The sequence below is a fragment of the Kitasatospora sp. NPDC017646 genome (genome assembly GCF_044329365.1).
Classification (GTDB): domain Bacteria; phylum Actinomycetota; class Actinomycetes; order Streptomycetales; family Streptomycetaceae; genus Kitasatospora.
Genome location: NZ_JBIRJC010000019.1, coordinates 123,532 through 136,284, shown reverse-complemented (window position 1 = coordinate 136,284; position 12,753 = coordinate 123,532). Strand labels below are relative to the sequence as shown.

Sequence of the window (12,753 nt, the reverse complement as noted above, 5' to 3'; positions counted from 1 at the left end):
TCCCCGGGGGCCGTCCCGCGTCTCCGGGACCCCCACGAAGCCGGGGCCCCGCTGAACCGGGCCCCCACGAAGCCGGAGCCCCCGGCCGCGCTGCGGTCGGGGGCTCCGTAAGGGAGTGACGGGGGCTCAGTTGTCCAGTCGGATCGAGGTCCGCGCCGAGACCTTGTCCCCGGAGAGCCCGGTGAGTTCCGCGAGCACCACGTACGTACCGCTCGCCGGCGCCGCCTGGTCGGCGGTCGCGCACTGCGGCTTGCTGCGGCTGCGGTCCCAGGTGAAGGTCTCGGTCTGGCTGCTGTTCGCCGGGATCTGCACCCAGATGCTGCCCTTGTCGGGCGGGCAGTCGCCGGAGGACCACACCCGGTCGTTGTTGCTGCCGCTGCTGACCGTGATCACGGAGGCGGTGCGGCCCAGGTCCACCCGGCAGTTGGCACCGGAGGAGTTCTTGACCGTCAGGGCCAGCTTCGGCTTGTCCTTGGGCTGGTACGAGTTCTGGGTGCCCGCCAGCTCCAGGGCCACCTGGGAGGAGGAGCAGACCGGAAGCGCCATCACCTCGGGGGTGTTCACCGCCGGGGCGCCGCCGCCCGAGCCGCCGGACCCGCCGGCCGAACCGCCGCCGGACCCGCCGGCCGGAGCCGGGTTGCCACCGGTGCCGCCGGCACCACCCGTGCCGCCCCCGCTGAGGCCGACCTCGCTGCCACCGCCGCTGGCCACCGGCCCGCCGCCGGTGCCGCCGGTGGCGGGGTGCGCCGCAGGGCCGCTCGGCGAAGCGCCGGGCGCGATCGTCTGAGCGGGTGTCTGGCTCTCGGACTGGGTCGGTGCGGCCTGGGCGGCCTTGCTCGGTGAGCCGCCGTCACCGCCGCCCTGATCGGTCATCAGCCAGGCGATCAGGGCGACGACCGCCGCGACGGCGACGAGCACGACGACGCGCCGACGCCAGTAGATCGAGGCCGGCAGCGGTCCCACGGGTTGACGCAGAGAGGGCACGACCAAACTCTACGAGACTGTGTGTGTCGATTGACTCACCAACACCGCACAGTCGCCCCTTCTTTCACATGATCCGCCATTTGATCCGTTCGAGGGAGAGGCCGAATCCGGACTTCCGGGTCATTTCGGATCAAGCGGAATACAATCCGCCACTTCGGTCGCGCCCACCGCCATGGGAGGATCGAAGGGCCATGACTGCCATCACCGCCACCGAAGCCCCCTCGCCGCCGATGCCCCTTCCGCTGCTGCACTCGACCGTCATCGACTGGTACGAGTCCAGCAAGCGCGACCTGCCCTGGCGGACCCCGGACGCGACGCCCTGGGCGGTCATGGTGAGCGAGTTCATGCTCCAGCAGACCCCGGTGAAGCGGGTGCTGCCCGCCTGGCAGGCCTGGCTCACCCGCTGGCCCGCCCCCGCCGACCTCGCCGCCGAGGCGCCCGGCGAGGCGGTCCGGATGTGGGGCCGGCTGGGCTACCCGCGCCGCGCGCTGCGGCTGCACGCGGCCGCCGTGGCGATCACCGAGGAGCACGGCGGAGAGGTTCCGGACGACCACGCCACGCTGCTCTCGCTGCCCGGGGTGGGGGAGTACACCGCCGCCGCGGTGGCCTCCTTCGCCTTCCGCCAGCGGCACGTGGTGCTGGACACCAACGTCCGCCGGGTCTTCGCCCGTGCGGTGACCGGCGTCGAGTACCCGGCCACCGCCACCACCGCCGCCGAGCGCCGCACCGCGGCCGCGCTGCTGCCCGAGGACGCCGGGACGGCCGCCACCTGGGCGGTCGGCGTGATGGAGCTGGGGGCGCTGGTCTGCACCGCCCGCGGGCCGGAGTGCGGGGACTGCCCGCTGTTCACCGTCTGCGCCTGGCAGCGAGCCGGCCGCCCGCCGTACGACGGCCCGGCCCGGCGCGGCCAGACCTACGAGGGCACGGACCGCCAGGTGCGCGGCAAGCTGCTCGCGGTGCTGCGCGAGGCGCACGGCACGGTGCCGCAGGCCCGGCTGGACGCCGTCTGGCCGGACGCGGTGCAGCGCGCCCGGGCCCTGGACGGGCTGGTCGCCGACGGCCTGGTCGAGCCGGTCGAACAGGGCGTCTACCGGCTCCCCCAGTAGGCGGGACGGCGACGGCACGACGGCGCCCCCGGAAGGCTCGAAGCCTCCCGGGGGCGCCGTACGCACGAGCGGACCGTCAGACGGCCGCCGCCTCCAGCGAGGCCTCGGCCGGCTTCTCGCCCTTGCCGGTGCCGCGCAGCGGCACCTCGCGCAGGAACACCGCGGCGGCGATCGCGATCACGGCCACCCCGGCGCCCCACAGGAAGACGGTGTGCATGCCGTTGGACACCGCGTGGTGGTAGGCGTCCTGGATGTAGTCGGGCATCTTGCGCAGCTCGGCGGGGCTGGTCTGGCCCGGGTCCTTGGCGCCGCCCTGGGGCAGCGGCTTCCCGGCCAGCCGCTCGCTCATGGTGTCCTTCACCCGGTTGTTGAACAGGGCGCCGAACAGCGCGACACCGAAGGAACCGCCGATGGTGCGGAAGAGGGTGGCGGTGGAGCTGGCCACGCCCATGTCCTTGAGCTCGACGCTGTTCTGCGCGACCAGCATGGTGATCTGCATCAGGAAGCCCATGCCGGCACCGAGCACGATCATCCAGCAGGCCGAGGTGAAGCTGCTGGTCTCCGTGCCCATGGTGGAGAGCAGGATCAGGCCGCCGGTCATCACGATGGTGCCGATGATCGGGAAGATCCGGTACTTGCCGGTCTTGGTGACGGCCTGGCCGACCACCAGCGAGACGACCAGCATGCCGAACATCATCGGCATCAGCAGCAGGCCGGAGTTGGTCGCCGAGGCGCCCTGGACTATCTGCTGGTAGAGCGGCAGGAAGACGGTCGAGCCGAACATCACGAAGCCGACGACGAAGCCGATGATCGAGACCAGGGTGAAGTTCAGGTTCCGGAACAGGCTCAGCGGCAGCATCGGCTCCTGGGCCCGCTGCTCGACGTAGCAGAAGCCGATCAGCGAGGCGACGGCGAGCGCGGCCAGGCCCAGGATCTCCTTGGAGCCCCAGGCGTACTGCTGGCCGCCCCAGGTGGTGATCAGCACGAGCGAGGTGATGCCGACGGTGAGCAGCACGGCGCCCGGGTAGTCGATCCGGGCGGTGTTGCGGACCTTCGGCAGCTTCAGGGTGACGATGACCACGGCGAGCGCGATCACGCCGAGCGGCAGGTTGATGTAGAAGGTCCAGTGCCAGCTCAGGTGGTCGGTGATGAAGCCGCCGACCAGCGGGCCGCCGATGGTGGCGAGGGCCATCACGGCGGCGAACATGCCCTGGTACTTGCCGCGGTCACGCGGCGGGACGAGCGCGCCCATGATCGACATGACGCCGACCATCAGACCGCCGGCGCCCAGGCCCTGGACGGCGCGGAAGCCGATCAGCTCGTTCATGTTCTGCGACAGGCCGGACAGCGCCGAGCCCACCAGGAAGATCACGATCGAGGTCAGGAAGGTGCCCTTGCGGCCGTACAGGTCGCCGAGCTTGCCCCAGATCGGGGTGGAGGCGGCGGTGGCCAGGGTGTAGGCGGTGACCACCCAGGAAAGGTGATCGGCGCCGCCGAGGTCACCGACGATCGTCGGCATCGCGGTGCCGACGATCAGGTTGTCGAGCATGGCCAGCAGCATCGTGACGACCAAGCCGACCATCACGAGGCGGATCTCGCGGGGTGACCGCGGCTGTTCCTCCTCGGCCGTCTTGTCCTCCGGTACCGGGCCGGCGGTCTTGGACTGTGACATGGGGTGGGGTCTCCCGGAGGGGTGGTTCGGACGAGCGTCGCGCCGTGTGGCGGCTCACTTACTTGTCGCCCGGCTAGTTTACCGATCGTCGGCACGGTAAGTTGTTTCCTAGCCGGTCGTCAAGCCAGTTTTAAGACCGGCCGCCTGGGCAGGGAGAATGGGCCCGGGGCGGACGCCCACCCTGGGATCCGCAGCAGTCACCGACGCAGTCATGAGGCAGGCCATGGGCACTCCGCACAGCCCCCGCAGCGACACCCGGGCTCGCATCATCGAGGTGTCGTTGGAGCTCTTCTCGGAGCAGGGCTACGAGCAGACCTCACTGCGCGAGATCGCCGACCGCCTGGGCGTCACCAAGGCCGCGCTCTACTACCACTTCAAGACCAAGGACGACATCGTCCTGGGCATCGTCGAGCGGATGGCCGCGCCGATCGACGAGACCATCGCGTGGGGCCGCGAGCAGGACTGGAGCCCGGCGATGCGCGACGAGCTGATCCGCCGCTTCGCCGACGGGATGACCGAGCGGGCCCCACTGCTGCGCTTCTTCCACGAGAACCAGCCCGCGCTGCGGGAGTCCCCCGCCGGACTGGCCTTCCGGGAACGCATGATCACCATGATGCAGCTGGTGCACGGCCCGGACGCGGACTTCCAGGACCGGCTGCGCGCCGCGATGTCCCTGTTCACCATCCACTCGGCGATGTTCCTGCTCAAGGAGGGCGAGACCCGCAGCGAGTACGAGAACGTCTGGGGCGAGAAGCCGCGGACGGCGGACCTGGAGGGGGCGATCGCGGCGGCCCAGGAGGTCGCGCTGGAGATCGGCGCCCTGGTCGGCCGTCCGGTCGCGGTGCGCCCCTGAGCCGAGCGCTCAGAACGCCCTGACGCCGCGTCCGGAGAGGTAGGCGATCGGGTCGACCACCGCGCCGTAGCGGTTGCTGGTGCGGATCTCGAAGTGCAGGTGCGGCCCGGTCGAGTTGCCGGTGCTCCCGGACAGCCCGACCCGCTCGCCGGCCGAGACCCGGGCGCCCGCCGGGACCGACAGCACGGAGAGGTGGGCGTACTGCGCGAAGTGCCCGTCGGCGAGCCGCAGCACGACCTCCTTGCCGTACGCGCCGTCCCAGCCGGCCGACACCACGGTCGCTTCGCCGACCGCCAGCACCGGCGTGCCCGGGAAGACCGCGAAGTCCACCCCGGTGTGGTACCCGGCCGCGTACCCGGAGTTCGCCACCCCGTACGGGTTGCTGGTCGGTGCGTCCGGCACCGGTGCCGACCAGTCGGGGGCGGGTGCGGGGGCCGGTGGGGCCTCCGGCTCCTGGGCGGGCGCCGCGGCGGGCGCGGGCTCCGCGGCCTCCGGTCCGAGCGGCAGCAGGTTGGGCGCCACGGTCACGAAGGCCTGCGCCGAGGGGGCGCCCTTCGGCAGTTCGTACGGACTGGGGCCGGCCACCTGCACCAGGCCCGGGTCGGGCGCATGGGCCCGCGGGGCCGTGAAGGCCGAACTGCCGGGGGTGGTCGGCCGTACCGTCTGCGCCGAGGCGCTGCCCGGAGCGGCCGCCAGCGCGACGCCCGCCAGCAGCAGCGCGGCCGCCGCCCCGGCGGAGACCACCGCGTGGTCGCGCTCGGCCCGCTGCCGGCTGCCCGGCAGGGTGGCGTGCCGGGGCGTCATGAGCAGGCGCAGCGGCGGCATGGCACGGCTGCGGACGGTGTGGCCGATCCGGGGCTGCCAGGCGGCCGCCTGGGCCGTCGCACGGACGGCGAGCCGGCGCAGGGCCGGCCCCACGGGCGGGACGGTGGACATCGCCTGGCGTACCTCACGGTCGTACGGGGGCGGCACGGAGCGCCCGGTCGGGCGCTTCGCGGAGCGGGGACCACACAGGTCTAGCGGTCACCGGGCACGGTCCCAAATGCGTCGACGTACTACGGCAGGTAGTCGGGACGGGAGTCGGACGGTCCGGCCGGCGGAGCGGTGATCACGGGCTCGGATCGCCCGCGACCGGTCCGATCCGCCCCGCGGGCTCGCCCGGCCCGACTACTAGGCGCGGTCGTACGACGCCGAACCGCTGTGACCAGTGCCACCCGGCCGCGGGGTTCCGACGGCCGGCGGGCGCGCGGAAAAGCGTCCGGCCCGCCCCCGCGCGATGGCGGGGGCGGGCCGGACGGAGAGACTTCAGTGCCGTGCGGTCACGGCCTGACCGTCGGGGACGATCAGTTGTCGACCGGGCGGACCCGGATCCAGGTCTCCAGGTAGTTCGCGGACTCGTTCTCGACCTCGATGCTGGTGCCGGTCTTCGGCACGTCGACACCGGCGTACGGGTCGTCCTTCGACCACCAGGACTTCAGGTCGGAGAACTCGTCGACGCCCTTGGACTTCGGGATGACCGTCTCGACGTCCGCCTTGTGCAGGGTCAGCGCCGGGACGCGGCGCGAGCCGAAGGTGGAGTCGAAGCCCTGCATGCGCGGACGCATCAGGGTGCCGTCCGACCACTTCATCGGCGTCGGGTGCGAGTCGACCGGCAGGACGAGGCCGTGGCCCGGGTGGGCGCTGACGTTGTTGTCGGTCTGCGACTCGTCCCAGTACCAGATCAGCAGTCCGGGCTGGTACGCGTAGTGCTCGACCCAGTTGGGCTTGGCGGCCGAACCGAAGTTGTACGGGCCGGTCTTCAGCGTCTGGTCGAACGACACGTACTGCTTGTTCTCCGCGATGTAGTACTGCGCGTAGTCCTTGGTGTACGAGCCGCCGAAGCGGGTGAAGCCGGCGGCGGTCCAGCCGTTGTCGCCGTTCTCCGCGTCGTCGCTGAACACGGTGGCGCCGTCGGCGGTCACCGCGATGTTGTCCACCGCGAAGCCGCGGTAGTGCAGGCCGCCGTCGGTGGTGTTGTGGTAGCGGAACTGGATCTTCTTGCCGGCGTAGGCGTCCAGGTTGAAGGACAGGTCACCCCAGGCGGCGGTGAGGCCGCTGAGGGCCGGGCGGCCGTTCTCCTTGGGCAGGGCGGCGCCGTTCCAGGTGCCGTCGACGACGGTCCAGGTCTTGCCACCGTCGGTGGAGACCTCGCCGAAGACGTAGTCGAAGTCCTGCTCCAGCTCGTACCAGGCCTTGGCGTTGATGCCGGCCTTGGTCTTGCCGGTCAGGTCGATGTCCCGGGTCAGCGTGACGTTCAGGTTGTCGGCGCTGCCACTCCACCACTCGCTGTTGCCCGCGAAGGGCTTGTTGATGTCGGTGGTGATGCTCTTCTTCGGCAGGTCGACGAGGAGCGCCTGCGGCAGGTTGGAGTTGTACTCCACCGGGCCGATGTGGTGCGTCGACTCGGTGCCCGCCTTGGCGTGGTCGACCTTCAGCCAGCCGAGCTGGTACTTGCTCCAGGCGTCGAGGTCGTTCGGCATGTCGCCGATGCTGTCCTTGCCCTCGCCGAGCCAGGAGCCGGAGGACATCAGCGACCAGAAGCCGACGGAGTTGTCGATGCCCTTGCCGGCGGTGTCGTAGAGGTCCGGCAGACCGAGGTCGTGGCCGTACTCGTGGGCGAAGACGCCGAGGCCGCCGTTCTCCGGCTGCATCGTGTAGTCGCCGATCCAGAGGCCGGTGTTGCCGACCTGGACGCCGCCGAGCTTGTTGCCCTCGGGGCCGGCCTGGCCCGTCAGGTTGCCGTAGACGTAGGAGCGGTGGGCCCACAGGGCCTTGCTGCCCTGCTTGCCGCCACCGGCCGACTTGTCCTCACCGGCGTGCACGATCTGGAAGTGGTCGATGTACCCGTCGGGCTGGTTGAAGTTCCCGTCGTGGTGCGAGCCGTAACGGTCCCACTGGTCGTACTGGGCCAGCGTCGCCTTGATCTGCGCCTCGGTCTGACCCTTCGCCAGCTGGTCCTTGTACCAGATGTCGACGGCGTCGCGGATCAGGTCCTGCGCGCTGGCGCAGACGTTGGAGCCGCAGTAGTCGGAGCCGTACCGGGCCTCGTTCCACGGCACCCGGACCCAGTCCGAGACCACGCCGTCGACCGAGTAGCGGCCCGAGGACTGCTTCTCGTAGAAGGTCTTCAGCGAGGGCTTGTCCTTGGAGAAGTACAGGTCCTGGTAGTGCTGCTGGTTGTAGTCGGCCTGCCAGGCGGTCGAGTTGTTCGTGGCGCGGTCCGGCGCCTCGATCTCGTTGTGCTTGGGGCCGGCCTCGCCGCCGTACTTGACCTTGCCGTCGGCGGTCTTGGTGGTGTTGTCGACCTGGTCGCCGAAGTCGACCAGGATCGTGAAGATCTTGTCCGTGCGCTCACGGGCGAGCTCGACGTACTTGTCCTTGCCGAGCTTCACGCTGGTGCTGCCGTTGTGCTGCTCGACCTGGGCGGTGCCGTTGAGCAGCTGCTCGGTGGCAGCCTTCTTCTCGGCGTCGACCTTGGCGGTCATCGGGCCCGGGATGTTGTGCTCGGTGTTGACGGCCTGGACCGCGTCCGCCGGGTCCTTCGGAACCGGTGCCGAGCCGGCCGCGACGGCGCTGCTCGGGAACAGACCCGCGCCGAGCGTGACTATGACCGCCGCCGCGGTGGTGACCGCTGCGGCTCTCCTGGTGGTCTTCAACGTTGTGACGCCCTCCCCGACCGAGCCGACTCTTGGCCAAGGCCCGGTAAACCAATATGAAAGACAGGTGGACGTCATTTGACCGAAGCGAGGCTGGAAAAGATAGACCTTGACCCTGACATGGGCACGGCGCTATGCTCGCCGATTTTCCGTCAGTTGACGGTCGGTCGGAAAGCCCCAGGTCCGGGCCCTGCAAGGGGAGGCGGAACGCACCGAGCCCCCGGCGCGAACGCCGGGGGCTCGGTGGCTGTGAAGTTGTCTGTTAAATGTTGCCCTTACTTCGTCAGATCGGGACCGGACGAAGCGACGGCGGCCGGGGTGTCCGCGACGGCCGACTTCTCCTCGCCGCGGAAGGTGAACTTGGCGTCCTTGCCCTCGCCCTCCACGTCGACGACCACGATGTGGCCGGCCCGCAGCTCGCCGAAGAGGATCTTCTCGGAGAGGTGGTCCTCGATCTCGCGCTGGATCGTGCGGCGCAGCGGACGGGCACCCAGGATCGGGTCGTAGCCGCGCTTGGCCAGCAGCTTCTTGGCCTCGACGCTGAGCTCCAGGCCCATGTCCTTGTCCTTGAGCCGCTCGTCCACCTTGGCGATCATCAGGTCGACGATCTGGATGATGTCGTCCTCGGACAGCTGGTGGAACACCACGATGTCGTCGACACGGTTCAGGAACTCGGGGCGGAAGTGCTGCTTGAGCTCCTCGCCGACCTTCGCCTTCATCCGCTCGTACCCGGTCTGGGTGTCACCCGTGGCCGCGAAGCCCAGGTTGAAGCCCTTGGAGATGTCCCGGGTGCCGAGGTTGGTCGTCATGATGATGACGGTGTTCTTGAAGTCGACCACGCGGCCCTGGGAGTCGGTCAGTCGGCCGTCCTCCAGGATCTGCAGCAGCGAGTTGAAGATGTCCGGGTGGGCCTTCTCGACCTCGTCGAAGAGGACGACCGAGAACGGCTTGCGGCGGACCTTCTCCGTCAGCTGGCCGCCCTCCTCGTAGCCCACGTACCCGGGCGGGGAGCCGAACAGCCGGGAGACGGTGTGCTTCTCGGAGAACTCGGACATGTCGAGCGCGATCAGCGCGTCCTCGTCGCCGAAGAGGAACTCGGCGAGCGTCTTGGACAGTTCGGTCTTACCGACGCCGGACGGGCCGGCGAAGATGAACGAACCACCGGGGCGCTTCGGGTCCTTGAGGCCCGCACGGGTGCGCCGGATGGCCTGGGAGAGCGCCTTGATGGCGTCCTTCTGGCCGATGACGCGCTTGTGCAGCTCGTCCTCCATGCGCAGCAGCCGGGAGGTCTCCTCCTCGGTCAGCTTGAAGACCGGGATGCCGGTGGCGGTGGCCAGGACCTCGGCGATGAGCTCCTCGTTGACCTCCGCGACGACGTCCATGTCGCCGGCCTTCCACTCCTTCTCACGCTTGGCCTTGGCCTGGAGGAGCTGCTTCTCGTCGTCGCGCAGGGACGCGGCCTTCTCGAAGTCCTGCGCGTCGATCGCGCTCTCCTTCTCGCGGCGCACGTCGGCGATCTTCTCGTCGAACTCGCGCAGGTCCGGCGGCGCGGTCATCCGGCGGATGCGCATCCGGGAGCCGGCCTCGTCGATCAGGTCGATCGCCTTGTCCGGCAGGAAGCGGTCCGAGATGTACCGGTCGGCCAGGGTGGCGGCGGCGACCAGGGCGGCGTCCGTGATGGAGACCCGGTGGTGGGCCTCGTAGCGGTCGCGCAGACCCTTGAGGATCTCGATGGTGTGCGGCAGCGAGGGCTCGGCGACCTGGATCGGCTGGAAGCGGCGCTCCAGCGCGGCGTCCTTCTCCAGGTGCTTGCGGTACTCGTCCAGGGTGGTGGCACCGATGGTCTGCAGCTCGCCGCGGGCCAGCATCGGCTTGAGGATGCTGGCGGCGTCGATGGCACCCTCGGCGGCGCCCGCGCCGACCAGGGTGTGCAGCTCGTCGATGAACAGGATGATGTCGCCGCGGGTGCGGATCTCCTTGAGCACCTTCTTCAGGCGCTCCTCGAAGTCACCGCGGTAGCGCGAGCCGGCCACCAGGGCGCCCAGGTCCAGCGTGTAGAGCTGCTTGTCCTTGAGCGTCTCCGGGACCTCGCCCTTGACGATCGCCTGCGCCAGGCCCTCGACCACGGCGGTCTTGCCGACGCCGGGCTCACCGATCAGCACCGGGTTGTTCTTGGTGCGGCGGGACAGCACCTGCATGACCCGCTCGATCTCCTTCTCGCGCCCGATGACCGGGTCGAGCTTGGCCTCGCGGGCGGCCTGGGTCAGGTTGCGCCCGAACTGGTCCAGGACCAGCGAGGTCGACGGGGTGCCCTCGGCGGGCCCGCCGGCCGTGGCCGACTCCTTGCCGCCGCTGGCCTGGTAGCCGGAGAGCAGCTGGATGACCTGCTGGCGCACCCGGTTGAGATCGGCACCCAGCTTGACCAGGACCTGGGCGGCGACGCCCTCGCCCTCGCGGATCAGGCCGAGCAGGATGTGCTCGGTGCCGATGTAGTTGTGGCCGAGCTGCAGCGCCTCCCGGAGCGACAGCTCCAGGACCTTCTTCGCCCGGGGGGTGAAGGGAATGTGACCGGACGGGGCCTGCTGGCCCTGACCGATGATCTCCTCGACCTGCTGGCGTACGGCCTCAAGAGAAATCCCGAGGCTCTCCAGGGCCTTGGCGGCGACGCCCTCGCCCTCGTGGATCAGACCCAGGAGGATGTGCTCGGTGCCGATGTAGTTGTGGTTGAGCATCCGGGCTTCTTCCTGAGCCAGGACGACAACCCGCCGCGCGCGGTCGGTGAACCTCTCGAACATCGTTTATCGCTCCTCAGAGCGGTCGGGCAGTTCGGGGTCCGTCCCCGCCCTGTCCTTCCGCATGCTAGTCCCGCTCAGCGGCGCGGCCCACGGATTCACTCCCCGGTAGAGGAGCGAGATGCTGCGCGACCAGCCGACACCAATCCCAACCTGATGCTGGGAATCGGTGTTCCCACAGGTGGGCCGGATGCACCGGAAACCGCTACGCCATCGGCGAACAAGAGCCGCCGGGGCGGAGCCGGACCCTCTTCGGCCGGTCGTACCTGCTGCCCCTGGACGGGTCGAAGAACCCGTCCACCTGCATTCATACCCGGTATCGGGGCGCTTCTCGCGCAGTTTCCGCGGTGGCGGTGTTCGCCTGGCGAGAAGTCGGGCCGCGGTGACGGTGGTTCGACGGCGGTCGGGTCGGTCGTACGCCGTCCCGGGGTCGGCCGCGTTACCGCTTCGCTCCTACAGCGTTGCACAGCTCGTGTTTGTTCCGCCGCCCGAGCCCGCGCCCCCGGCCGGTCGTTGCGGCGCGGGCCCCGGGGCCGGTGGCGCCGCGGTCCCGCGGGTGCGCGCCGCGGGGCGCGGAGGTGTTCCCTCCGCGCCCCGCGCGTGTGTCGTCGGTGCCGTACGCGGCCGCCGGGGCCCCGCACCCGCTCCGGCGGGCCGGTGGCGCCGGGGTCAGGACGCGTTGGCCTTGTCGTAGGCCTCGCGGACGGTGCTCGGCACCCGGCCGCGGTCGTTGACGTCCATGCCCTGCTCCTTGGCCCACGCGCGGATCTTCGCGGTGTCGGGAGCGCTGCCGGACGGGCGCGCCGCGGTACCGCGGCCGGGACGGCGGGTGCCGGCCAGCCGGCCGCTCTGCTTGCGACCCTTCTCCACGTACGGCGCCAGCAGACCGCGCAGCTTGTCCGCGTTGGCGCTCTTCAGGTCGATCTCGTAGGCAACGCCGTCGAGCGCGAACGTCACCGTCTCGTCCGCCGAACCGCCATCGAGATCGTCTTCAAGAATGACCTGCACCCTCTGTGCCACGGGCTTCCCTTTCCGCTAAACGACCCATTGCCTAAGGAAAGGAAAGCGCCTTTCTCCGGAAAACACAAACCCTTGACCGCTCCGGAGCCGCTCAGAGGTGCAGCAGCATGCGCGAGTTGCCCAGTGTGTTGGGCTTCACGCGCTCCAGGTCAAGGAACTCGGCGACACCTTCATCGTACGAGCGGAGGAGTTCTTCATAGACATCCGTGGCGATCGCCGCCGGGTCTGTCGTACCATCATCGGTTTCCTGAACCTCGCCGATCTCGACGAAACCGTGTTTCGCGAAGAACGGGACCTCGAACGTCAAGCAGAAAATCCGACGGACGCCCAGCCAGCGCGCCGTCTGCACCAGCTTCTCCAGCAGGAGGTGCCCGATCCCGAAGCCCCGGCAGGACGGATCGACCGCGAGCGTGCGGACCTCGGCGAGGTCCTCCCACATCACGTGCAGGGCGCCGCAGGCCACCACCGCGCCGTCGTCGTCGCGTTCCGCGACCCAGAACTCCTGGACGGATTCGAACAGTGTGACTGTGGGCTTGTCGAGCAGAATGCCGTCGCGCGAGTAGGCGTCGATGAGCCCGCGTACGGCCCGTACGTCCGTGGTCCGCGCGCGGCGGATGGTGACCTCCATGGC

Annotated in this window: 9 protein-coding genes; 2 read left to right on the top strand and 7 right to left on the bottom strand. The window is 70.0% G+C overall.

What is annotated here, in order from left to right; all coding sequences use genetic code 11:
* Positions 1–126: 126 nt before the first annotated feature.
* The gene (locus tag ACH4J0_RS27160) at positions 127–984 is read right to left on the bottom strand and encodes a hypothetical protein (RefSeq protein WP_396243202.1); all 858 of its coding nucleotides are present in this window, start codon (positions 982–984) and stop codon (positions 127–129) included.
* A gap of 191 nt (positions 985–1,175) precedes the next feature.
* On the opposite strand from ACH4J0_RS27160, the gene ACH4J0_RS27155 reads away from it, so the two are divergent.
* The gene (locus tag ACH4J0_RS27155) at positions 1,176–2,090 is read left to right on the top strand and encodes an A/G-specific adenine glycosylase (protein ID WP_396243201.1); all 915 of its coding nucleotides are present in this window, start codon (positions 1,176–1,178) and stop codon (positions 2,088–2,090) included.
* 76 nt (positions 2,091–2,166) lie between these two features.
* On the opposite strand, the gene ACH4J0_RS27150 is transcribed toward ACH4J0_RS27155, so the two are convergent.
* Entirely contained in the window at positions 2,167–3,762 is a 1,596-nt protein-coding gene (locus ACH4J0_RS27150; RefSeq protein WP_396243200.1) for an MDR family MFS transporter, read from the bottom strand.
* A gap of 211 nt (positions 3,763–3,973) precedes the next feature.
* Here ACH4J0_RS27150 and ACH4J0_RS27145 point away from each other — a divergent pair, with 211 nt between their 5' ends.
* Positions 3,974–4,615 carry a TetR/AcrR family transcriptional regulator gene (locus ACH4J0_RS27145; RefSeq protein ID WP_396243199.1) on the top strand — a complete coding sequence of 214 codons (642 nt, stop codon included), beginning with the start codon at positions 3,974–3,976 and terminating at the stop codon, positions 4,613–4,615.
* Between the two features lie 9 nt (positions 4,616–4,624).
* Here ACH4J0_RS27145 and ACH4J0_RS27140 read toward each other — a convergent pair whose 3' ends face one another.
* The 5 genes from ACH4J0_RS27140 to ACH4J0_RS27120 all read right to left on the bottom strand — a co-directional run bounded on the left by ACH4J0_RS27140 (position 4,625) and on the right by ACH4J0_RS27120 (position 12,750).
* Positions 4,625–5,551 (bottom strand): M23 family metallopeptidase, encoded by a 927-nt coding sequence (locus tag ACH4J0_RS27140; RefSeq protein ID WP_396243198.1) that lies wholly within the window; start codon positions 5,549–5,551, stop codon positions 4,625–4,627.
* Between the two features lie 407 nt (positions 5,552–5,958).
* Positions 5,959–8,310, bottom strand: a complete 2,352-nt coding sequence (locus ACH4J0_RS27135; RefSeq protein WP_396243197.1) for an immune inhibitor A domain-containing protein — start codon at positions 8,308–8,310, stop codon at positions 5,959–5,961.
* Between the two features lie 275 nt (positions 8,311–8,585).
* Positions 8,586–11,105 (bottom strand): ATP-dependent Clp protease ATP-binding subunit, encoded by a 2,520-nt coding sequence (locus ACH4J0_RS27130; protein ID WP_030284384.1) that lies wholly within the window; start codon positions 11,103–11,105, stop codon positions 8,586–8,588.
* Between the two features lie 666 nt (positions 11,106–11,771).
* Positions 11,772–12,122, bottom strand: coding sequence for an Lsr2 family protein (locus ACH4J0_RS27125; RefSeq protein ID WP_396243196.1), 351 nt, complete (start codon positions 12,120–12,122; stop codon positions 11,772–11,774).
* Positions 12,123–12,213: 91 nt separating this feature from the next.
* A complete protein-coding gene (locus tag ACH4J0_RS27120; RefSeq protein WP_396243195.1) occupies positions 12,214–12,750 on the bottom strand; it encodes an amino-acid N-acetyltransferase in 537 nt (178 codons plus the stop codon).
* Between the last annotated feature and the right edge of the window lie 3 nt (positions 12,751–12,753).